The following is a 24041-nucleotide window of genomic DNA, read 5'->3' on the forward strand; positions in this document are numbered from 1 at the left end:
CGTAGTGAATGGCAACCACAATATCCTAATCCAAATAAAAAAAATTCCCGCTTCGGAGCATGTGCCGAGGGGGGATTTTTTTTGCTTGTATCTCCAGAACAGTGTTTTGTATGTTTACCTTTTGTTAACTTTTAGTTCATGAATATAACTTTTTTTAGTCACACTTTCGTCACAAATTTCAGGTATATTTAAATCATAGCAAAGCAAAGAACAAACTTACTTGCTATATACTCCCCTGATTTACTTTCTAAAAGAAGGTCGACAGTCCTCCCCCCTCTTGTACTGTCGCCTTCAGCATGATGGATCAACTTCCTCCTACTGAAGAAGATCCAATCCTATTCCTCTAACTGCCATTTCATGAGAATGGCAACCACAATATCCTAATCCAAATAAAAAAATCCCTGCTTCGGAGCATGTGCCGAAGGGGGATTTTTTTGTGGGATGTGACCAAACGGCGGTCAAGTCTGGCACCTCTGTCACTTTCAGCGATGCGGTCGACAAACTTAGCTCCTTGGCGAATACATACAACTTGCGTCAAAAAAAGAAGCCCCTCTCAAGGCTTCCGCGAGTTCACTTAATTTTTGACGTTAGATGACACCACATAACGACTATTCAAGGCCGATCCGCTTGAAAATTTCATCCACGTGGCGAATGTGATAGTGGTAATCAAATGCATCGTTGATTTCATCTTCTGACAAATGCGACGTAATCGTTTCATTACCCTCAACCAGCGGCCGGAATTGTTTGTGCTCATCCCAAGACTTTGCCGTCAACGGTTGAACCAAATCGTAAGCTGCTTCACGTGTCAAACCAGAGTCGATGAGTTTTAACATCACCCGCTGACTGTAAATCAGGCCATAAGTCAGGTTCATGTTTTCCTTCATCCGGTCTGGGAAGACGGTCAGGTTTTCCAAGATGTTAGCAAACCGGTGCAGCATGTAATCTAAGATTGCTGTTGAATCTGGCAGGATGATCCGTTCTGCTGAAGAATGTGAAATATCGCGTTCATGCCATAGGGAAACGTCTTCGTAGGCTGTTTGAACGTGGCCGCGCAGGACTCGAGCCAACCCAGTAACGTTTTCAGAACCAATTGGGTTACGCTTATGCGGCATTGCTGACGAGCCCTTTTGACCCTTGTTGAAATGTTCTTCAACTTCGTGAATTTCAGACCGTTGCAGGGAGCGAATTTCAGTCGCAAATTCTTCCAAACTTGTCCCAATCAAGGCCAGGGTTGCGATGTAGTCGGCGTGCAGGTCACGCGGCAACACTTGGCTGGCGATTTCCTGAGCCCGAATACCTAACTTGTCGCAAACGTATTTTTCAACGTATGGTGGCACGTTGGCAAACGTCCCAACGGCGCCGCTGATTTTCCCTGCTTCAACGCCGGCAGCAGCCTCGTCAAAACGTTTAATGTCACGGTTGATTTCTGAATACCAGCGCGCAATCTTGTAGCCAAAAGTCGTTGGTTCAGCCTGAACCCCGTGGGTCCGGCCAATCATGACAGTATCCTTATATTTCAGTGCTTGTTTACGAATAACTTCCTTTAAGTGCAGCAGGTCTGCTCTTAAAATTTTGTTTGCTTGCTTTAACCGATAACCCTGTGCCGTATCAACGATATCGGTACTGGTCATCCCATAGTGGATCCACTTGCGCTCTTCACCAAGGGATTCTGATACATCACGTGTAAACGCCACAACGTCATGGTGCGTTACGGATTCAATTTCTGCGATCCGGTCGTCATCAAAGGTTGCCTTTGCGTTGATCTTGTCGACGTCTTCTTGGGGGATCTCACCGAGCTTAGCCCAGGCTTCATCCACCGCGATTTCAACTTCCAACCAGGATTGATACTGATTGTGTAGTGACCAAATATTTGCCATCTCTGGACGTGTGTATCTTTCGAGCATAGTTATCCTCATTTCTGGTTTTAGTAAATTCCGAACATTAAAACAAAATATTCGGTAATTGATGGTTAAATCATAACATAAACGACCGAAAGTTTCACCACCAATCTGAAATCAAAATGAAAGCCATTTTCCAATTATTCACGACATATATAAAGGAAGTAACCACTTTTAGCGTTTTCATAAAGAACTTTAACAAAGCTTATTTTAAAAATAATTCGGTTTTTGGTTGCTTTTAGTTCCCGAACTTGATATACTATTTCTTGCTGGGTTGTTCGTGTTTTACAGCCTAAGCAATTTAAGATTATGAGGTGTTCATATGTCATCAATAGTAGTTGTAGGGAGTCAATGGGGCGATGAAGGTAAAGGGAAGATCACTGATTTTCTCAGCAAGAAAGCTGACGTCGTCGCACGGTACCAAGGTGGAGACAACGCAGGTCATACCATCGTGTTCAAGGGTGAGACTTACAAGCTCCATCTCATCCCATCAGGGATCTTCTATTCTGACAAAGTAAGCGTCATCGGTAATGGTGTCGTACTGAACCCAAAGTCGTTGGTCACTGAATTGCGTTACTTACACGACCGCAACGTATCAACTGACAATCTACGGATTTCCAACCGGGCACACGTTATTTTGCCTTACCACATTCTCATTGATCAATTACAAGAACAAACTAAAACCAACAAAATCGGGACTACCAACAAGGGTATCGGCCCAGCCTACATGGATAAGGCCGAACGAATTGGGATCCGGGTCGCTGATTTATTAGATAAAGAAACGTTTGAAGAAAAACTACGTCAAAACTTGGAAGAAAAGAACCAATTGATCACCAAGTTATACGACCACGAACCACTGAAGTTTGACGATATTTTTGAAACATACTATGAATATGGTCAAGAATTCAAAGAATATGTGACCGATAGCTCGGTTGTCATCAACGATGCCATTGATGCCGGCAAACACGTGCTGTTTGAAGGCGCCCAAGGTGTCATGCTTGATATCGACCACGGGACTTATCCATTTGTCACCTCTTCTAACCCCGTTGCCGGTGGTGTGACCATTGGTGCCGGTGTTGGTCCTTCGAAAATTGACGAAGTTGTTGGTGCCTGCAAAGCCTACACATCACGTGTCGGCGACGGTCCTTTCCCAACTGAATTAACTAACGAAACCGGCGACTTCATCCGTGAAGCCGGCCACGAATATGGGACCGTGACAAAGCGGCCTCGTCGAATCGGCTGGTTCGACAGTGTTGTTCTCCGTCACACGAAACGGGTTTCAGGCTTGACTCACCTTTCAGTGAACTGTCTGGATGTCTTAACCGGTCTGAAGACGTTGAAGATTGCTAAAGCGTATGAATTAGACGGCGAAACGATTTACCACTACCCTGCTAATTTGAAAGAAATCTATCGTTGCAAGCCGATCTACGAAGAATTCCCTGGCTGGGACGAAGATATCACCGGCGTGCGTAAGTTTGAAGACCTGCCCGTCAACGCGCAAAACTATCTCACCCGGTTATCTGAGTTAGTCGGTGTCGACATCGCCACCTTCTCAGTTGGCCCAGATCGTACCCAGACCAACGTTTTAATTGATGCTTGGCAAGATACTGATGCCAAGGAAGCAACCCACTAATAGTTAAATTTGAACTCGTGACCCCCAGAGTGTAGCAAGCAGGCCTGATATTCTGGTTTGAACTTTCGACTAAACTTTGAGGGTTATGTTATGCCCAAAACCAGCATGTCTCGGTTTTATACTGAGCATAAAAAGGAGATTGACCTATGATGATTCCGTCAGAAGTATTTGATTATGAAGATATTCAACTCGTGCCAAACAAGTGCATTATCGACAGTCGTTCACAAGCCGACACGTCGGTAAAGTTTGGCCCAAAAACATTTAAGATTCCCGTTGTGCCCGCCAACATGGAGACCGTTATCAATGACGACCTCGCCATTTGGATGGCCGAACACGAGTATTTCTACGTGATGCACCGGTTCCAACCGGAAAAGCGTCATGGTTTCGTCAAAATGATGCACGAGAAAAACTTGTTTGCATCGATCAGTGTTGGTGTTAAACAGGAAGAACTCGACTTCATTCAAGAATTAGCCGACGCCAACGATGTGCCTGAATACATCACCATCGACATCGCCCATGGTCACGCCAACTCTGTGATCCGCATGATTCAACAGATCAAGTCCCTGTTACCTGACAGTTTCGTGATTGCCGGGAACGTTGGGACACCGGAAGCGGTTCGCGAACTCGAAAACGCAGGTGCGGACGCAACCAAGGTCGGCATTGGCCCTGGTAAGGCCTGCATCACCAAGCTGAAGACTGGCTTTGGGACTGGCGGTTGGCAACTCGCTGCCATTCGGCTCTGCGCTAAGGCAGCCAAGAAGCCCATCATCGCTGACGGTGGAATCCGCTACAACGGTGACATCGCAAAATCAATTCGTTTCGGTGCCAGCATGGTCATGATTGGTTCCCTGCTCGCGGGTCATCAACAATCACCCGGCAGCGTCATCAAAATTAACGATAAGACCTACAAACAGTACTGGGGTTCCGCCTCAGAGACGCAAAAAGGTGCCTATCGCAACGTCGAAGGCAAGCAAATGCTGGTTCCATACCGCGGTGACATCGCTGACACGTTGGAAGAAATGCAAGAAGACCTTCAGTCGTCCATTTCCTACGCTGGTGGCGACAAGCTGAGCGACATTCGGCTTGTGGACTACGTGATCGTTAAGAATTCGGTAATGAATGGGGATAGCTACTAGCATGGCGGTGGAAAATATTGTCGCTTTCTGAGCCTCAATTTTTCCTTCTCACAGCACCAGTGTGACCCAAAAATAGTGGACTACTATATAGTTCATCAAAGCACTGCCCTCACGGCGGTGCTTTTTTATTGCCTGAAGAAAAGCACTTCTTAAAAACAAATAATTGACAGCCCTTACAAAATGAGTTAACCTTAAGACAATCATAAAGTGAGTGAAAACTCACTCACTAATTTAGAGGGTGAAATTATGGATACTGTTATTCACGCAACAAACATCAAAAAAATCTACAGTAACAAAACCGTCCTGAACGGTGTGTCGCTGGACTTAATACCCGGCGAAATCGTCGGTCTCATTGGCCCTTCCGGTGCTGGGAAAACGACACTCGTCAAAATTATTATGGGAATGGAATCGACCAACGAAGGAGAGGTCGCCGTTCTTGGTACGAAGATGCCCAACCGTGCTGTCATGACAAAAATTGGCTACATGGCCCAAAGTGATGCCCTCTACGACAACTTATCCGGAAAAGAAAATCTCAAATTTTTCGGTCAGTTGATGGGTGTCACGGGCAGCAAGCTCGACAAAGCGATTGCCCACGCTGCCGACGTGGTCAACCTGACTGATGATTTGGGCAAGCGAATCAATAACTATTCCGGCGGGATGAAGCGTCGTTTATCTCTCGCCATCGCCATGATTCAAGACCCAGACGTCCTGATTCTCGACGAACCGACCGTTGGGATCGACCCGGAACTGCGTCAGCAGATTTGGGCTGAACTTTACTCACTCAAGGAACAGGGTAAATCAGTACTGATCACCACTCACGTTATGGATGAAGCGGAACGCTGTGACCGGCTCGCCCTCATCCGTGAAGGCATCACCCTGGCTGCGGGTTCGCCAAAGGCCCTGAAGCAAGAGTATCAAGTGAACACTGTTGAAGACGTATTCTTAAAAGCGGGGAGGCTTCAAGATGAGAATTCTAGCAATCGTTAAACGGATTATCACAGAAATGTTTCGGGATAAGCGGACCCTGGCGCTCATGTTCTTGGCGCCCCTACTGATTTTGAGCCTGATGTATTTTCTCTTTAATTCAAACAGCACAACAAACGCCACTTTGGGTGTCAGCAACGTTGATTCATCATTGGTCAAAGCTGTCGACAATAAACACATCAAGATTCACCACTACGGTAAGAATATCAATGCAAAACACGTTATTCGCCGTGACAACATCGCCGGTGTCATTAAGCAATCCGGCAACAAACTCACTATCACTTATCAAAATAGTGAACCAAGCAAATCTACTATCATCAAACAATCCTTGCAGCAAGGGACTATCAAGTTGAAGTTTGCCGCCCTCAAGGCTGCCACAACGAAGCAGGCAGCGGCCCTGAAACAGCAACAGGCCATTTTGCAAAAGCTTGTTAAGGCCAGTCCGCAACTCGCCTCACAGATGCCAACTTCAAAGAGCAAGACCAGTCAGCAAGCACCAAAGAACTACACAACGTCCTCGCACTATCTGTACGGGACTTCGAAATCAAACTTCTTCATCCAGTTCTTACCGATTCTCTTAGGGTTCTTTGTGTTCCTGTTTGTCTTCCTTATTTCAGGCATCTCGCTCCTGCACGAACGGACTACTGGAACCCTGTCACGACTGCTGGCAACGCCAATCAGGCGGTCTGAGATCATTATTGGTTATTTGACGGGGTACGGCATCTTCGCCGTACTGCAAACCTTACTGCTGGTGTGGTTTGCCTTCAACGTTTTCCAAGTCAAAATCGTCGGGAATTTCTGGTTGCTGGTACTGATCAACCTATGCCTGGCCCTCGTCGCCCTCAGTATGGGGATCTTTATCTCAACGTTTGCTAATTCGGAATTCCAGATGATTCAATTCATCCCAATCGTCATCATTCCACAAATTCTCTTCTCAGGTTTAGTACCCCTCAGCGGGATGGCCACCTGGCTGCAATGGCTGGCCCACATCTTCCCACTGTACTACGGGGCAACATCGCTGACCAACGTGGCCACCAAGGGGGCTGACCTGGCATCGATCACGCCAAACCTTCTCATCTTGATTGCGTTCATCATCGGGTTTACAATTTTAAATATTGTCGGTATGAAACGTTATCGGAGGGTCTAGCATGAACGAACCAACAGCAATCAGTACCTATTTTAAAGAGGCCATGACAGAAAATCGAAACCTGACGGAAAAACAGAAACAAATTTTGGAGGCCAGTTTATCGTTATTTGCAGAAAAGGGGTTCGCCAACACCACAACTGCCGACATTGCCGAAAAAGCCGGTGTCGCTGAAGGAACGGTCTACAAACGGTACGCAAATAAGCAAGAATTGCTGGTTGCGATCATCGAGCCGTTTCGCGACTCGATTCTGCCGCGAATGGCAAACGATTTCGGCAAAACGCGGGTTAATCTGCCCGTCAACACCTTGCGGGAATTTCTAACCAACGTTGTCAGCGACCGGATGCACTTCGTCATGGGTAATCTATCGGTCATTAAAGTGATGATGGAAGCCATCCTATACCATCCCGAACTGCGTATAAATTTGGTTGGTACGGGCGCTAAGTCGATCGAAAGCATTTTTGGACCGGCCATTACTCAGCTGAAGGCTAAACATTTAATCGCCGATATTCCCAATGATATGGTCTTTCAGATCATCGTTTCGAATTTTCTTGGCGCGCTCTACCGGGCCTTTTTGGGACTGCCTGCCCGTGATGTTGATGAGCAGGTCACCTACATTGTCGATGCGTTGGATAGAGGATTACGGCCTTCGATTTGAGTCGTGATTGAAATAGCGTTCTTCTCTGGGTGATTGCCTGGAGGGGACGCTTTTTTGGTGCAACTGTTGGTGGCGGGAATGGGGTGTTTACTTGCGGCGCTGAAGTTTGGAACAGTTTTTGGCAACTTGCGCCCTATTATTATTGCGGATTAACCCTACTCATTTTATGTTGGTGGCTAATCATAGTCATTTTTCTGATTTTTTATTTGCTAAAGCCCCTTAAACAACGGCTTGCTTATGTCCTTGAGACTAAACGCGTTCGGAAAGGCAGGGGGCTACTGCCTAAGCGACGTCTGTTATTAAGACCAGGCCCAGGTCTTAATAACAGACGTCGCTTAGGCTCCGCCCCCTCTCGCCTTTTCTCACGCTCTAAACTTCACATTCCTTTTATTAGACTTTATCGAAACCGCTTACTATAATTACAATATAAGGAATTATGCAATTATAATAATATCTTTTAAATTACACGTGTATATAACGTTTGGAGGGGTTAATTATGAGTAAAAACATCGTTGTTATTGGGGCGGGGTTTGCAGGTGTTCTTGCCACCAAGAAATTAGCGAAACGATTCAAAGGCAACAACGACGTCAGTATCACATTGATCGATCGGCATTCTTATTTCACCTATTTAACACAGTTACACGAAGTAGCCACTGAGCGGGTGCAGCCCGACGCAGTGCAATATGATTTACAGCGATTATTTAGCAAGCAGCAAAACGTTAAGTTGGTCACTGATACGATTCAGTCCATCGACACTGATGCCAAGGAAGTTCACGGTGAGTTTGGCACCTATCCGTTCGACAGTCTGCTGATTAGTATGGGTGGCGAACCCAACGACTTTGGCACACCAGGTGTTAAGGAAAACGGGTTTACGCTGTGGTCCATGGAAGATGCGATCCAACTTCGTGACCACATCAACACCATCGTGCGCGAAGGTGCCGTTGAACGTGATCCGGAGAAACGGGCCGCGAAGCTAACACTGGTCATCTGTGGGTCCGGGTTTACCGGCGCTGAAACCGTTGGTGAACTCATCGACTACAAGAAGACTTTAGCTGCGCAAAACAAACTTGATCCAAGCGAAATCAAGATTATTTTGGTCGAAGCCGCACCAACCATCACTAACATGTTGGATCGGACGAACGCTGCGCATGAAGAAGCTTACCTTAAGAAGAACGGCGTTGATATCCGCACTTCATCCGCGATCACCAAGGTTAATGCCGACAGTGTTGAAATTAAGGAACAAGATCCAATCAAAACTTACACCTTAATTTGGACCGCCGGGGTTAAGACCAACCACACCGCTGACGAATTCGGCATTGATGCTGGTCGTGGCGGCCGGTTAGTTGTGAATAAGTATCTGCAAGCTGACGGCTTGGAAGACAAGAGTGTCTACGTTGCCGGTGATGACGCCAACGCCACCGCTGAAGGCGCAGAACGGGCCGTACCGCAGACCGCTCAAGAAGCTGAAAACGAAGCCAGCGTGTCAGCCGCAAACATTGCTGCTGACATTAATGGTGACCAGAACTACACTGAATTTACCGACAAGAATATGGGCTTTACCGTTTCCTTCGGTTCCCGCTACGGGATCGCCCAAGTCTTCGGTGGCAAACGGGTTCGGGGCTGGATTGCGACCATCATGAAGCACGGGTCAAACTTCCTGTACTTCAAACGAATTGGCTCCCTTTATTTCATGTGGAAGTATCTGATGGACGAATTCTTCCGGATCGACAACGGCCGGACTGTGTTTGGTTACCATACCGCTCGCCGATCCAACGTTTTATGGACGGTGCCGCTGCGATTAGCCTTTGGGTTGGGCTTGTTCATCGACGGGTTGGATAAATTCCAGGGTGATATCAGCTGGCTGGTCATCGGCCACTCGGGTATCGGTATCTGGGAAATCATTCTCGGCTGCCTCATCTTCTTTGGCCTTGGCACCTGGACGGCAAGCTTGCTCGTCGCAATCGGCTTTTTCTTCTTCCTGCACTCCTGGGCAACCTGCTGGGTACTATTCGTCGCCATCGCGCTGATGAACGGGTCCGGGAGAAGTTTCGGACTGGATTACTGGTTCGTGCCGTGGTTACAGCGAACACTGGGTCGGTCACGTTACGGCGTGCCGCGTTCTTACTATAACGATAAATAATTGATCGAGTTTTGGTCAAAAAAGCGACTTCCCTCTGAAAATCTTGAATGGATTTTTGGAGGGGGTCGCTTTTTGTTTTATGCACTTTTTGTGTGGTTGCTTGAGGATTTGGTTTTTACTTGGGTTGAGGTTTCGTGACCGTATCGGTCGCTGGAAGCTGCTCCTGCTTAACTGACTCTGAGCCAAAAAGTCAGGCCCGGACTTTTCGCGTTTTCTTTGCCTGTGTGGTGCTTGCGACGTGGGTTTAAGTCACATAGCCGAAACGAGCTCCGCAAGGCTGAGGGCTACTGCAGAAGCGACTCTGGGCAAAAAAGTCAGGCCCGGGCTTTTCGCGTTTTCTTTGCCTTTGTGGTACTTGCGACGTGGGTTTAAGTCACATAGCCGAAACGAGCTCCGCAAGGCTGAGGGCTACTGCAGAAGCGACTCTGGGCAAAAAAGTCAGGCCCGGACTTTTCGCGTTTTCTTTGCCTGTGTGGTGCTTGCGACGTGGGTTTAAGTCACATAGCCGAAACGAGCTCCGCAAGGCTGAGGGCTACTGCAGAAGCGACTCTGGGCAAAAAAGTCAGGCCCGGACTTTTCTGCCCAGAGTCGCTTCTGCTCCGCCCTCAAAACGCCTTGCTCCGCTCTCTGTTACCTAAACAACTGATTCAAATCATACCCTTCAGGATATAACTCACTTGCTGCCATTTTTAGCTTGAGCTGTTTTCCTGGCATGGTCAACATCTTGCCGCTGCTGTACACCACGACCTTGTCCGTTCCCTGATCGATTCGGTACACTAGTCCCTCTAGGGTGCCGCCGTTGAACAAGACACGGTCACCCTTTGCTAATGCGTTGTTCTTTGCTGCCTTGGCCTCATGGTGCACTGGCAACAATTCTGGGGCGATTTTTGTGTAATCGTACGGTTCGTGACGCAAATAGCCCTTTGCCTGCGCGATTAAGTTTTCTGGAATAGCCATCTTGTGCGCGATCCAAAACGCGTTGCTGTCGCCTGATTCACCAATTACGAGCTGATAAAGCGGGCGCAAGTTTTTTACATCAAACTGCATCGCGGCGTTAATGAAGTCGGGATGATTTTGGGCGTAATCTTTAATTTCACCGTAGTGGGTGGTTGCAATCGTAATCGCGCCCTTCTTGTAGTACGCCTGCAGAAGCGTAATCGCAATGGCTGCACCTTCGTTAGGCTCTGTCCCGCTGCCGATCTCATCTAACAGCAACAGCGTCCTCGTACCAGTGTTTTCCAAAATGTTTGAGAGGTTGCGAATGTGGGAAGAAAAGGTACTCAGTGCGTTGGTCAGGCTCTGGTCATCGCCAATATCTGCGAAAACGTTATTGAAGATAGCGATGGTCGTGCCCTTCTCGGCCCTGATTTGGAACCCAGACATGACTGCCAACGTGACGAGACCGACCGTTTTCAGCGTCACCGTTTTCCCACCGGCGTTAGGACCCGTAATAATTAAGCTGCGGTACCGGTCACCAATCGTAAAGTCTAACGGCACAGCGTCAGCTGATAATAATGGGTGCGGGCACTGAACCAGTTTGATCCGGTCTTCCGTGTTTAGCGCAGGTGTGATACCGTTAATGGCCTTGCTGTATTTCCCCTTGGCAAAAATAAAGTCGAGTTCGCCGATAATTCGAATATTCTGACTGATCTGAGTTTGTTTTTCGGCAACCAGATTGGTTAGTTTAGCCAAAATTTGATAGACAATAACCGACTCTTCTCCACGCAGCTGGTCACGCTCGCTGCTGAGTTTACCGACAGCGGCCGGTTCGATAAAGACGGTTGTGCCCTTGGCTGAACTACCAACGATCGACCCGCTGACCTGATTCTTATAGTTTGCCTTGATTGGAATCGCAAACCGGTCATCCTTCAGACTGATGACGGCATCCTGAATATACCGCTGATTCCCGCTGGCAGAAAGGAAACGAGACAGTTGGTCCTTGATCTTTTGTTCCGTCATTTCAAGATGTCTTCTCACCTTGCGTAATTTGCCGCTGGCTGAAGAATCCACTTGGTGGTTGCGGATATCGTCATAGAGCTTTGATTCAATCTCTGGATAACTCGCCATTTGGTCGATCATCGCCACTAGTTTTGGTGCCAGTGTCTTTTCAGCGGTGATCAATGCCCTAATTTTACGGCAGCCACGTAGAAAGTCGGCCATTTCGATTAATTCATCCGGTTGAAAGACGGTTGATTGATTGAGTTTCGTCAACATTGTTTTGATGTTGGCACTGCCAATGAACGGAATCGTCTTACCCGTTTCCAGAATACGACGCGCTTCATTTGTTTCAGTTAATGTTTTTTTGACTGTCTGAATGTCACTTGATGGGGTCAATTCATCAACGAGTCGACGCCCATAGTCACTCACACAATACTCCTTCACAAGTTTTTTTAAATCTTCATACTGTAATTTATCCAGCGTAGTTTGATCCATCAGTTTTCTCCCTTTGACGCTTTCAAGAAAAACGGCACTAAAAAACTGCAAGTCGCGCTCGGGCCACCTACAGCTTGCTGAATGATCATCTTAAATAATTAAGCATGTCTTCAAGCAAAGCTAATCTGTCTTCTTGAGAAGCGTCACGCAAATAAGATGACTGTTTTATCATCTTTAACGGACGTTAATTAATTAAGAATTACAGACGAACTTCGCTCAAAAAGACACCCCTTCCAGTTACTTGACTTCAAAACGCAGAATATCATATTGCTCCCGCTTGGTCAAGTATCTAGCAACTAGCCGCGTGATGAGCCAGACAAATTGGCCTTTTCCCTAATGCCTTAACTTGCTGGTATCTGCTATACTGCAATTAAAATAACAAACGTGAACATTTTCATTAAGGGGGAGGATTGCATGATTGGCCTGATTTTAACCACAAATACACCAGTTAAAAACGTTGACCAGATTGTTGAAAATACTATTGTGGCGGTCCATAATCTCGTCATGTTGTGCGACCAGATTCTGATCAGCTCGAACACTGCAAACTATCAGCGTCTGGCTGACGAATTCAGCGTCTTTCCAACGGTCACTGTTGTCACCAACAAGACCGCTTTTGAACAACGGGATGTGCTCAACGATATTTTTGCCGGTGTTTGCCAGTACCCTACGAAAAATGAATACCTATTATTAGATTCCTACTATAGCAAAATTGAGAATCGGGTTCTCGTTAATCTCGCTAGTTCACAAAATCGATTTGTGGCCACCCCGAGCTCTGATTTTTACACCATCGCCCACTTTTGGACCTCGAAGCAGGAATTCCAGGACTACCTGCAACTCGATGATAATCAGCCCAAGGACTTCATTTGCGACTATCAAAAATGTTTGCCGTTAGCTGTCCCCAGTAGTCAAATATTCTAAACAAACAACTTTTAATCATGCCATTTGTGTATCTAAATTGCACATTAGTCACGCATGATTTTTTTGTGATTTTGTTTATCGTGATACAATTCACAAATATATTTTGAAAATAAGTCGTAACACGTCATAATTAATCTCATTTTTATCGCACTTTCTTATTGTAATCATTCGTAATTATAATGCGTTTAGATGTGAAACACTGTTATAACGGTATCATTAGTGTATGGCCTTTATTTTCATGTATTTTGGAAACATGTAACAGTTGCCCAAAAAAATAGTTTTTCTTTCGTGATGAATATCGTGAAAAACGCTTTCATTACGATATAAAAATGTTATGATTAAGGAGAAATATCGGTTTTGTCCACCTTTTTTCATTGTCAAGATGCGACAAATCATGACCGATATGGTTCGTAAAGATTGGAGATGGTGGCATGCCAACTACCCAAAATTGGATTGAAAACTATTTTGATGAAGCAAGCGATGCCATCTACCTCTTCCAGGATGACACGTTACTCGTCAGCAACAAATTGGCCAAGGACCTTCAGGAAGAGCTGCATTTTGCGCCCAACTATTTGGTTCAGGTCGCTGACGCTGCCGTTAAGCAAAAATTTGCGCCCACCGATGACTGTTTCAGTTGTTCGATCCGCAACCTGATGCACGAAATTTCCATTCCCATCACTCTCGCTAATGACAAACGCCATCCGCTCAACTATTTTTTGATCTACCATGTGATCGATGTCCCCACAAAGGTGTTTTCGTTAACGCTGAAAAGCCGCGGCACGATTGACCGGATGGATCAAATGGCCGAACAACGTGAATTGTCCCGGTATGTCTCTGAGGCGCAGGAAAAGGAACGCAAAACAATTTCGGAGGATCTTCACGATAGTATTGCGCAGAGTATGTATTCCGCCATTATGGGCGTTCGGCGCTTAGCCAAAGACCACCTCTCCCAAACGGAAGCTGAGGAACTCACCGCAGGTATTGAAAAACAACTTAACGATACTCTAGCCGAAGTCAAAGGCATGGCACTGGATATTCGGCCATCCGTTCTCGATAATTTTGGCCTCATTCCGGCTCTGCGTGTCCTTGCAGAACGTTCAGAGGAAGCCACCGGCATTACCATTTCTGTCAGCGGCAGCGCAAAAACTGATGTCCTTAGTCCCGAAACACAAAACGTGCTTTACCGCATCGCCCAAGAGGCCATTCACAACGCGTTAAAACACGCCGAACCGCATGAAATCGACCTCTTGCTCGTTTCCCATAACCACTTCGTCACCCTCGAAGTCATGGACGACGGCAAGGGTTTCACAGTTCCCGAACACCAAGAATTCAACGGACGTTCCATGGGCCTCATGAACATGAACGAACGCGTTAAAGCCCTCAATGGTACCTTTAGCATCAAGTCCGAACCAGGCAACGGCACCATGGTCACCGTCAAGTTTCCGGTGGCACTGGATTAGTTTGAGTTCCTGGAGGGATTTTGAAGATTTAGGTAGCAGTTGACTTAGCCTCTGGATTCAAGACTACAGCGTACTAGGTTGTCAACCACCACTGCCTTAATCTCTAACTATCGAACCGTTTTTACAGAAAAACGAATGGTCAGCAAACACAAATAACCAAGAACCAGCAAACCACGCACCACAAATCAAATTAGGAGGAATCAGCATGTACAACGTTTTGATTGCCGACGACCACGCCGTTGTGCGGTATGGGTTATCGTCACTGATTGGCGAACAGCCGAACTTTAAAGTGGTCGACCAGGCTGCCAACGGTACCGATACTTACCTGCGCGTTGAACGCGGCGACATTGACATCCTGGTGATGGACCTCAGTATGCCGCCTGGTGAATCCGGGCTGATTACTACCCAGCGGATCCACGACCAGTTTCCGAACGTGCGCATTCTGATTCTGTCCATGCATGAAGAGCAAGAATACATCAATCAGGCGATCCACAACGGCGCCATGTCCTACGTGCTCAAGAGCTCCTCTGATGACGAGTTGCTGCACGCACTGACGGCATTGTCAAATGGTGACACTTACATTGATAAGAATATCAAGATTTCAAAAACTGACTTGGAACAGATCAATTCCGGCGACGTTAACGTCTCGCTAAAAAGCTATAACGCCCTCTCAAAACGGGAACGCGATGTCTTGCCGCTAGTGACGCTGGGCTATTCCAATAAGGAGATTGCTGCCGAATTGTTTATCTCAACGAAAACGGTCGAGGCGCACAAAGCTAGTATTATGCATAAACTAAAACTGCATTCCAGAGCGGATCTTATTAGGTATGCGGTGCATCATCATTTGATTGATATTTAAGAGAGTGGAAGGAAGCGGTTAGAGACCAGAACGAAAGTGCGGTTAGTGTGAAATCCTGGGCTTGGATTTCTCACTAACTGCGCTTTCGTGGCCGGTCTCTGCTTCCTGGAACTCGTTTCGACTAGGTGGCCTAGAAATAGTCCTGAAAACTGAAAAATTAACTAATCATAGGAAACAAAGTGGAACAAACCGGTTAAAGACTGGAGCAGAAGCGGACTATTTTATAAAATCCCGAATTTGGATTTTGTAAAATAGTCCGTTTCTGTGCAAGTCTTTGGTTTGTGTAACTCGTTTCCACTTGGTGGCCTAGAAAGCCACATGAAAAAATTTTACCGATCACAGAAAAAGCAGAAAAAAGCGATTCTGTACCAAAATACAAGCGTCCCTAGTAAAAATTCCAACTTGGATTTGTAACTAGAGACGCTTATATAGTTGAAAATCTACCGTTTGTTGCACGTGTAAATTAGATAACGAGAATATTCTATTCCTTGGATAGATGCAGCGTCTTTGCAAGGACCTATGGCAATAAATCTTTCAAATCCAAGCCCTTCGCATACCGATTCCGTAATGCCGCCAGTTTGACGGTAATAATCTGATTCTTATTCAGATGAGCGAAAACGCGCGCTTCTATCATCAGACCCTCAACGTGGTCCTTTTCCTTCTTCTCGCGAATGGCGTTTTCCGCTGCCAGAAATTTCAGCCGTGGCAAATAGTATGTCACGTGTTTGATGGAACAGAGATTCATCCCCGTATCAATCAATTCGTCGCTCGTTTTTAACTGATCCTGCAGGGCGTAGTAGTAAGCCGTGTAAAAAATCAGTGTCAACAGGCGTAAATCATCGCGCCGCGGGTCATCGTCCGATTGGGGCTTTTCGAGTTGTGTTTTGATAAAGTCGTTCACTTTGCAGAAATAAAATTGTGCCCGCTCAAACTGTTGTTTTCGGATATAGGTCAGGCCGGATCCCACGTACGCCAACTGAGAAAAGATAGTATCATGGCGTTCATCCAAATCGTTTAAAATTTGAGAAAAATCATATAAAACGACCTCTGGCGCTCGGTTGATCAGAGCATTCAGCATCCCGCGCAGGTAATAAAATTGAATCCGCAGCGGGATTGGGCTGATCTGTTCTTCATCAATGGCCGAAATCGTCTGCAACACCGTTTGGTAGTCACCCATTGCGAGTTGGCGTTCCGCCGTGTCCAGCTGTTTTTGAATCTGATTGGTCGACGAAATTTCATCCGAGTTCAGGTCATCAATGGTCAGCCCAATTCGGGTACATAGTTGCGTCAGTATCACCAACGACGGCACCCGGCCGCTGGATTCAAACTTGCTTAACGTTGACTGCGTGCAGATACCCTCACACATTTTGACCTGTGAAATCCGCAATTCTTTCCTGCGGTCAACAAATTTCTTTATGTTCATCTTAATCATCCATTCCTATCATTATCCGTGAATGCCCAGGGCGACCTTTGCGAACCGGCTCAGCCGATCCATATCCCATGCTGGTTCCCAGACAAGGTTGATATCACAAGCCTTCACGCCTTCAACAGAGACAACAGCTTGAGTAATCTGCTCATTTAACAAATCGCCCAGCGGACAGCCCATGGTTGTCAGGGTCATGGTCACCACACAACTGCCGTTATCGTCCACATTAATGTCGTAAATCAAACCGAGATTGACCATGTCGATACCAAGTTCAGGATCGATCACATCCTCAAGTGCTGTCAGGACATTATTTTCAATGGGTGAAAAATCCTTACCTAATTCTTCGTCTGCCATGTTGTACCCCTCCGTTATTTTTCAATTCAATTTTCGGTTCAGCCGACAATTCCTTCAGAATCGTCTTCAAGTTAAAAAATATTCTTTCAATACCCTAATTATGCCACGAAAATATTCCTAGTGGAATTAGTCATTTCCCTTATTAAGCAAAAAACATAAAAATGATATACTTTTATACTGAAAGGTGTTGATATTGATGAATGCATCCGTCATTTACGCGTCACTTACTGGAAACAACGAAGAAGTCGCTGAAATCGTTGTTCAACAGCTGAAAGATAAGGGTCTCGACCCTGAACTAACTGAAATCTCACAGGCCGATGCCGAGGATCTGGAAGACGACGACCTAATCGTTATCGTGCCTTATACCGACGGCGAAGGTGAACTTCCTGATGAAGGGATGGACTTCTACGAGGATATCCAAGACCTTGACCTCACTGGTAAAGTCTTCGGTGTTACCGGGTCCGGCGATACCTTCTACGGCGATGACTACTGCAAAGCTGTCACCTATTTTGATAAGCAAATTGCCGGTACCGGCGCCACTCGCGGAGCCGAACCGCTGTTTATTAATTTACAGGCCGATGATGAGGATAAGAAGCACTTAGATGCTTTTACTGACGCATTGTTGAAAGCAAGTAACGCAGCGTAATGTGACTATTATTCCTAAATGGGAAATAAGGGACTGGTTGATTTCTTGACTGGTCCTTTTTGTATGCACACTGTTTTGTTGCATTATGGAATTATAGTACCAACAACAGCACGTAAGCTGCTCCAAAATACTGCTAAAAATGGCTGTTGCTACGTGAATAGCGTTTTAATGACCCACCTTCAATTTGCGGCCAGGAATTCACTCAGGTACACATTTTTCGTTAATTCTGGGTATTGTTTTAACGGTGCGCACAAGCGTCCTTCAAACGTTTGTAGGGATTAATTATCGAGGGTGACAAATGTTGGAAAAATTAAAAATCCTGTTCACCAGTTTGTCGGTGAGACAGGATTTTTATTGTGGCTTATTTAATTTGAAACATTTGGGGTATTGCAACGTATTGCTAAGCTAAGTTACGTTGCGAATGAGGTCGCGTTTCTTGCTGTTGGACATTTGCGGCTAAGCCCCTTTGGGTTGGCGTTCGAATGTTCTTGAGCTGAAACGTGCTTCAAAAAGCTGTGGGCTCCTGCGTAAGCAACTTCCGGCACAAAATCCACGGGATTGTGCTTCTGATTGCCTGAGTTGTCCTTGCGACGTGCGGTGCTTTTACATTGCCGAAACGTGCTCCGCAAGGCTGAGGGCTCCTGCGTAAGCAACTTCCGGCACAAAATCCAAAACCGGGATTGTGCTTTTGATTGCCTGAGTTGTCCTTGCGACGTGCGGTGCTTTTACATTGCTGAAACGTGCTCCGCAAGGCTGAGGGCTCCTGCGTAAGCAACTTCCGGCACAAAATCCAAAACCGGGATTTTATGCCGAAAGTTACTTACGCTCCGCCCTCAAAACGCCTTGCTCCGCACTCTAGCCTATAGACCCCTCCATCTCAAAACTAATCAGCCGGTTCAACTCAACCGCATATTCCATCGGTAACTGCTTGGTAAATGGTTCCACGAAGCCCATGATGATCATTTCGGTTGCTTTTGCTTCTGAAATGCCACGGCTCATCAAGTAGTAGAGTTGTTCCTCTGAAATTTTTGAGACTCTGGCCTCATGTTCCATCGCCACATTGCCGTTGTAGATTTCGTTATACGGAATCGTGTCTGACGATGACTGGTCATCCATGATGATCGTGTCACACTCCACGTGGGCCTTTGAGCCGTCCGACTTGTCCGTAAAACGCACCGTCCCACGGTAATCAGTCGACCCACCCGTTTTGGCGATTGACTTTGATACGATGGAACTCGAGGTGTTTGGCGCGTTGTGGATCATCCGCGCACCGGAATCTTGGTGGATTCCGTTACTTGCGACGGCAATCGACAACATTGTGCCGTGGGCGCCGCGGCCGTTTAGATAAACGCTTGGATACTTCATGGTGACTTTTGAACCGAGGTTCCCGTCGACCCATTCCATCGTGGCGTTTTCTTCAGCGGCTGCCCGCTTGGTTTCCAGACTGTACACGTTATCCGACCAGTTTTGAATCGTGGTGTAACGGCAGTATGCGTCACGCTCCACGTTCACTTCAACAACCGCAGCGTGCAAACTATCTGACGAGTAGTTTGGTGCGGTACAACCTTCAACGTAGTCCACGCGAGCGCCCTCATCAACGATGATCAGGGTCCGTTCGAACTGGCCTGAGTTTTCTGAGTTCAACCGGAAGTATGATTGAATTGGCGTCTTTGTTTGAACACCCTTAGGCACGTAAATGAATGACCCGCCTGACCAGACGGCACCGTTCAACGCAGCGAACTTGTTGTCGAATGGCTTAACCAGTTTACCGAACCACTTCTTGAATAACTCTGGGTATTCACGCAACGCGGTATCCGTATCGGTGAAAATGATACCCAGCTTGTCAAAATCATCCTTCATGTTGTGGTAAACCACTTCGGACTCGTATTGTGCTGAGGAGCCAGCTAAATACTTTCGTTCAGCTTCCGGCACCCCTAACCGGTCGAAGGTCTTTTTGATATCATCGGGCACATCGTTCCAGTCACGGTACTTTTTATCGGTCATTTTTTGGTAGTAACGCATGTTTTTCAGATCCAGTTTAGTCAAGTCAGGCCCGTATGACGGGTATGGCATTTCCTTGTAGATCTTGTAGGCGTTTAACCGGTAGTCCAGCATCCACTGTGGTTCCTTCTTCTCGGCAGAAATTTCACGAACGATGTCTTCGGTCAGACCACGCCCCGTTGTAAATTCTGGTTTCACGTCATCGTGGAACCCGTATTCGTAATCTTGGTCGTTTTTAACACTATCAGGTATTTCGCTCATTCGTTAATCCTCCTTCTCCGTTGTCTGGGTGCCCTCTTCGCCAAGTAAAGCCCGTTGCAGAGCCCACCATGACAGTGTGGCACACTTGATTCGCGCAGGGAAACTCATGATGGAAGACAGAATCGCAGCATCCTCAAGTTGATCCAGATCTTCCTGGGAGTGTTTCTTGCCAATGACCATATCAGAAAACGTTTTGGCCATGTGCAGGGCGTCTTCCTTTGACTTTCCCTTAACGGCATCGGTCATCATACTGGCGGAAGACTGGCTGATCGTGCAGCCTTCGCCGGTGAAGCCGATGTTTTTAATTTTATCATCATCAGTTAGTTCAATTTCCAAGTTGATCACGTCGCCGCAAGTCGGGTTTTTCAGGGTAATGGTCTTATCCGCGTGATCGAGTAAATGCTTATTGTGCGGGTGATCCGAGTGATCCAGGATGACCTCGCGATACAGACTATTAAGCTTTGACAGTCCCATGATTAAAGAACTCCTTTGTTTCCTGAATTGCACTGAGTAACTTGTCAGCATCTGCCTCGGTGTTGTAAATATACAGGCTGGCACGGGCAGTGGCGGTCAGTCCTAAGTAGGCCATTAAAGGTTGGGCACAGTGGTGACCGGCCCGAACGGCGATGCCTTCCATATCTAAGGCAGTCGCAACGTCGTGGGGGTGCAGGTTATCAAGGTTAAACGCGATAACGCCCGTGTGTTTAGCAGGATCTTGTGGTCCATAAACGGTCACACCGTCCAGCGCTTCAAGTTTCGGCAACAGGTAGTTGACCAGTTCCTGTTCGTGAGCCTGCACGTTATCCATCCCGATATTTTCGAGGTAGTCAACGGCTGTCCCTAAACCGATTGCGCCAGCAATGTTTTGTGTCCCGGCTTCAAACTTGTAAGGCAGTTCGGCCCAGGTACTTTCAAACTGGTGGACGAAGCCAATCATTTCACCACCGTACTGGTAGGGTGGCATTGCTTCAAGCAGTTCGCGCTTGCCGTATAAAATACCGATCCCAGTCGGCCCCATCATCTTATGGCCGGAGAAAGCGTAGAAATCAACGTCGAGGTCCTGCACGTCAATGGCCATGTGCGGTACGGATTGGGCACCGTCACCGACAAAGACTGCGCCGTGCTGGTGGGCAATGGCGGCCAGTTCCTTAATGGGACTGATAGTGCCGAGCACGTTGCTGGCATGAGCCACGGCAACGATCTTGGTCTTGTCAGTAATCAGCGTTTTAGCTTCTTCCAAATCGAGTTCGCCATCGTCTTTGAGGTGAATGTACTTCAAGGTTGCGTGCTTCTTAATGGCCAATTGCTGCCAAGGGATCAAGTTACTATGGTGTTCCATGATGGAAATGACGATCTCGTCGCCGGCCTTCACATTGGCTTCACCATAGGTGCTGGCCACGAGGTTTAACCCGTCAGTACAGCCCTTAGTGTAAATGATTTCTTCTGGTTCCGGTGCGTTGATAAAATGTTGTATCTTCCGCCGGGCTTCTTCGTATTCAGCGGTGGCACGTTCTGCCAGGGTATGGACACCACGAAGCACGTTGGCGTTATCGTTTTGATAGAAATGAACTAACGACTCAACAACCTGATTGGGACGCTGAGCGGTGGCGGCGTTGTCTAAATAGACGAGCCGTTCATCGTTTACCTTTTGATTTAACACTGGAAAATCTGACGCGTACTTACTCAAGTTGTTGGCCATCTTCAAGCTTCCTTTCGAGAATATCGATCATTTGTTGACGCACTTCTGGGAGCGGCACGGCACCGATAACGGCGCTTAAGAATCCGCGAATGACCATCCGTTGTGCGGTTGGTCTTGCGATTCCGCGGCTCATCAAGTAGTACATTTGTTCCTGGTCGACCTGACCCACACTGGCAGCGTGGCCGGCCAACACATCGTTTTCATCAATTAAGAGGATCGGGTTAGCGTCCCCGTGGGCTTCGTTGGACATCATCAGCACCCGGTTTTCCTGCTCAGCGTTAGCGCCGGAAGCACCGTGAATGATGTCGCCGATTCCGTTAAAGACTAGTTCAGACTTCTTTAAAAGCACGCCCCGTTGGAGGATAAACCCAGTTGAGCGCTTCCCATGGTTCGTGACCCGGTTGTTAATACCTTCCCGTTGTTCGCCGGAAGTCACCGCAATGACTTTGGAATCGGCTTTAGAACTCTTACCGATCAATTCGGAGTCGAAGTCGCCAACCGTTTTTCCGTCATTCATCAAGCCAATGGCCCAGTCAACGGTTGCGTTATCGCCAATGTTGGCCCGACGCTTCAGATATGACGTGGTGTTTTCGCCCAGTTCATCAAGGGATGAAAAATGGACTTCACTGTTTGGCTTGGCAACCATTTCAACGGCAGCGCTGGCGGCGTTAGCGACGTCACCAACCGTTGCCATGTGTTGAATATAGGAGAACTTTGAATCGTTGTCTGCCACGATCAACACGTGGGAAACCATGGGCTGCTTGCGGGTGCTGTCCTGAATCAGGTAAGCTTCAATCGGTTTGTCGATCACAACGCCCTTCGGCACATACAGGAAAAGTCCCGAATTCAGGTAGGCGGCGTGGTAACTGGTTAACCGGTCTTCGCCGAGTTTAATTTCGCGGAACAGGTATTTTTCAACGAGTTCGGCGTGGTCGTGCAGCGCCGTAAAGAGGTCGGTCAAGATAACCCCTTGCTGTTTTAAATCGTCGGGTAAGTTCACCGCAACGGTTGTTTGGCCGGCTTGCACAAATTGGATCCGGTCATCAGCGAACGGCACACTATCTGCTAACGACTTGTCAGAATCCTTGAATTCTAGCGGTTCGTCGGTTGGTGTCAGTGTCCAGTCGCTGTACTGGAATCGTTGCATGTTGGGAAAGCCAAGGTCAACGAGGTCATCGATAGCGGCCACCCGGTGGTCAACGAGCCACTGCGGTTCGTTGTGGGCCTTTGCTGCACTCGCCACATCGGTTTTGAGTGTTTCATAGTTTTGAACTGCTTCTGTCATAATGGGCCTCCTTAGTCTTCGTCAACGAGGTTAACGTCCAGGCCAAGTTCGTCACGCAAACCAGCGTACCCTTCGTCTTCCAGTTTCTGAGCCAGGTCAGCATCACCGGTTTTGACAATTCTGCCGCCCATCATGACGTGTACAACGTCAGGCACAATGTAATTTAACAGGCGTTGATAGTGGGTAATGATCAGTGAGCCAAAGTCGTCGCCGCGCAGGGAATTGACCCCTTTTGAAACGACTTTGAGGGCATCGATATCAAGTCCTGAATCAATTTCATCAAGTAGTGCGAAAGATGGCTTGATCATCAGTAGTTGTAAAATTTCGTTCCGTTTCTTTTCACCGCCAGAAAAACCTTCGTTGAGGTAACGTTCCGTCATCTCTTGGCTCATATCCAACAATTCCAAGTTCTTATCGAGTTCCTTCAAGAAGGCCATAACGGAGATCTGGTTATCTTGTGGCCGGCGAGCGTTCATTGCAGCCCGTAAGAATTCAGCGTTAGTGACCCCCTGGATTTCAGCGGGGTATTGCATCCCGAGGAACAGGCCTTTTCGGGCACGTTCGTCAACGGGCATTTTAATGATGCTTTCACCGTTTAACAGAATATCGCCTTTCGTGACGTGATAGGCTGGCTGGCCCATAATCGTTTGCGACAGGGTTGATTTCCCAGTCCCGTTGGGGCCCATGATGGCATGAATTTCGCCGGTCTTCATCGACAGGTTCACACCCGTTAAAATTTCACGTTTCGTTTGTTTCTCTTCGTCTTCAACTTCAACATGTAAATCTTTAATTTCCAAAGTAGCCATTATCTATCATCCTCCACTGAAAGTGATTATCTTTAAATTACTCTTTTAACGAACATTATCAAGCCCAATTAAATATTCCCAAGAATCATAATTTTCTCATAATCCCTGTTAGAATACGACATTAAAGGCGATTAAACGGGCTTTATTCTTTACATAAATAAATTATAGTCTGCTGGCAGTTCAAAAAGAATTAGGCATTTCCCCTATCTCTGAAATAGCGCTATCATTGCGTTTTCCCCTATGATTAGTGAATTCCTTCCTTTGGGTATTCCATTATTCCTTGGAATAACTGTCATAACG

General features: G+C 47.0%; 19 protein-coding genes. 10 read left to right on the forward strand and 9 right to left on the reverse strand.

The genetic code is table 11. The features are described from left to right. Positions 1–608: 608 nt before the first annotated feature. Positions 609–1904 (reverse strand): adenylosuccinate lyase, encoded by a 1296-nt coding sequence (gene purB / locus FC82_RS15875; protein WP_054762775.1) that lies wholly within the window; start codon positions 1902–1904, stop codon positions 609–611. A gap of 316 nt (positions 1905–2220) precedes the next feature. Between purB and FC82_RS15880 the strand changes: the two genes are divergently transcribed. The 6 genes from FC82_RS15880 (at position 2221) to FC82_RS15905 (ending at position 9593) form a co-directional block, all read left to right on the forward strand. Continuing rightward, complete coding sequence (locus tag FC82_RS15880) at positions 2221–3531, forward strand: adenylosuccinate synthase (RefSeq protein WP_054762773.1); 1311 nt, start codon at positions 2221–2223, stop codon at positions 3529–3531. 149 nt (positions 3532–3680) lie between these two features. Beyond that, entirely contained in the window at positions 3681–4667 is a 987-nt protein-coding gene (locus FC82_RS15885) for a GMP reductase (protein ID WP_056997517.1), read from the forward strand. Positions 4668–4910: 243 nt separating this feature from the next. Continuing rightward, positions 4911–5654 (forward strand): ABC transporter ATP-binding protein, encoded by a 744-nt coding sequence (locus FC82_RS15890; RefSeq protein WP_412778484.1) that lies wholly within the window; start codon positions 4911–4913, stop codon positions 5652–5654. Next, on the forward strand, positions 5632–6798 hold the full coding sequence (locus tag FC82_RS15895) for an ABC transporter permease (protein ID WP_054762771.1): 1167 nt from the start codon (positions 5632–5634) through the stop codon (positions 6796–6798). Before FC82_RS15890 ends, FC82_RS15895 begins: the two co-directional genes overlap by 23 nt. Position 6799: 1 nt before the next feature. Further along, the gene (locus FC82_RS15900) at positions 6800–7453 is read left to right on the forward strand and encodes a TetR/AcrR family transcriptional regulator (protein WP_054762769.1); all 654 of its coding nucleotides are present in this window, start codon (positions 6800–6802) and stop codon (positions 7451–7453) included. A 496-nt stretch (positions 7454–7949) separates the two neighbouring features. Further along, a complete protein-coding gene (locus FC82_RS15905) occupies positions 7950–9593 on the forward strand; it encodes an FAD-dependent oxidoreductase (RefSeq protein WP_056997480.1) in 1644 nt (547 codons plus the stop codon). Between the two features lie 630 nt (positions 9594–10223). On the opposite strand, the gene FC82_RS15910 is transcribed toward FC82_RS15905, so the two are convergent. Next, positions 10224–12026 carry an endonuclease MutS2 gene (locus tag FC82_RS15910; RefSeq protein ID WP_082620409.1) on the reverse strand — a complete coding sequence of 601 codons (1803 nt, stop codon included), beginning with the start codon at positions 12024–12026 and terminating at the stop codon, positions 10224–10226. Positions 12027–12440: 414 nt separating this feature from the next. On the opposite strand from FC82_RS15910, the gene FC82_RS15915 reads away from it, so the two are divergent. The 3 genes from FC82_RS15915 to FC82_RS15925 all read left to right on the forward strand — a co-directional run bounded on the left by FC82_RS15915 (position 12441) and on the right by FC82_RS15925 (position 15263). Then, positions 12441–12944: a hypothetical protein gene (locus tag FC82_RS15915; RefSeq protein WP_054762538.1), complete on the forward strand. Its 504-nt coding sequence runs from the start codon at positions 12441–12443 to the stop codon at positions 12942–12944. Positions 12945–13375: 431 nt separating this feature from the next. After that, positions 13376–14404 carry a sensor histidine kinase gene (locus FC82_RS15920; protein WP_056997481.1) on the forward strand — a complete coding sequence of 343 codons (1029 nt, stop codon included), beginning with the start codon at positions 13376–13378 and terminating at the stop codon, positions 14402–14404. 205 nt (positions 14405–14609) lie between these two features. Beyond that, complete coding sequence (locus tag FC82_RS15925; RefSeq protein ID WP_054762537.1) at positions 14610–15263, forward strand: response regulator; 654 nt, start codon at positions 14610–14612, stop codon at positions 15261–15263. 517 nt (positions 15264–15780) lie between these two features. On the opposite strand, the gene FC82_RS15930 is transcribed toward FC82_RS15925, so the two are convergent. Both FC82_RS15930 and FC82_RS15935 read right to left on the reverse strand, forming a co-directional pair. Continuing rightward, complete coding sequence (locus tag FC82_RS15930; protein WP_056997482.1) at positions 15781–16686, reverse strand: helix-turn-helix domain-containing protein; 906 nt, start codon at positions 16684–16686, stop codon at positions 15781–15783. Positions 16687–16707: 21 nt separating this feature from the next. Further along, positions 16708–17043: a metal-sulfur cluster assembly factor gene (locus FC82_RS15935; RefSeq protein WP_054762535.1), complete on the reverse strand. Its 336-nt coding sequence runs from the start codon at positions 17041–17043 to the stop codon at positions 16708–16710. A 193-nt stretch (positions 17044–17236) separates the two neighbouring features. Between FC82_RS15935 and FC82_RS15940 the strand changes: the two genes are divergently transcribed. Then, positions 17237–17689 (forward strand): flavodoxin, encoded by a 453-nt coding sequence (locus tag FC82_RS15940; RefSeq protein WP_328585551.1) that lies wholly within the window; start codon positions 17237–17239, stop codon positions 17687–17689. 855 nt (positions 17690–18544) lie between these two features. On the opposite strand, the gene sufB is transcribed toward FC82_RS15940, so the two are convergent. Genes sufB through sufC form a run of 5 tightly spaced genes read right to left on the reverse strand, consistent with a single transcriptional unit; the run spans position 18545 to position 23741 of the window. Beyond that, positions 18545–19951: a Fe-S cluster assembly protein SufB gene (gene sufB, locus FC82_RS15945; RefSeq protein WP_056997484.1), complete on the reverse strand. Its 1407-nt coding sequence runs from the start codon at positions 19949–19951 to the stop codon at positions 18545–18547. A gap of 3 nt (positions 19952–19954) precedes the next feature. After that, positions 19955–20425 carry a Fe-S cluster assembly sulfur transfer protein SufU gene (sufU, locus tag FC82_RS15950; RefSeq protein WP_054762531.1) on the reverse strand — a complete coding sequence of 157 codons (471 nt, stop codon included), beginning with the start codon at positions 20423–20425 and terminating at the stop codon, positions 19955–19957. Then, entirely contained in the window at positions 20406–21650 is a 1245-nt protein-coding gene (locus tag FC82_RS15955) for a cysteine desulfurase (protein WP_054762529.1), read from the reverse strand. The genes sufU and FC82_RS15955 overlap by 20 nt, the downstream gene beginning before the upstream one ends. Beyond that, on the reverse strand, positions 21631–22935 hold the full coding sequence (sufD, locus tag FC82_RS15960) for a Fe-S cluster assembly protein SufD (RefSeq protein WP_056997485.1): 1305 nt from the start codon (positions 22933–22935) through the stop codon (positions 21631–21633). The genes FC82_RS15955 and sufD overlap by 20 nt, the downstream gene beginning before the upstream one ends. A gap of 11 nt (positions 22936–22946) precedes the next feature. Beyond that, entirely contained in the window at positions 22947–23741 is a 795-nt protein-coding gene (gene sufC / locus FC82_RS15965; RefSeq protein ID WP_056997486.1) for a Fe-S cluster assembly ATPase SufC, read from the reverse strand. Positions 23742–24041 lie beyond the last annotated feature (300 nt).

This window comes from Secundilactobacillus collinoides DSM 20515 = JCM 1123 (assembly GCF_001435975.1).
Lineage (GTDB): Bacteria > Bacillota > Bacilli > Lactobacillales > Lactobacillaceae > Secundilactobacillus > Secundilactobacillus collinoides.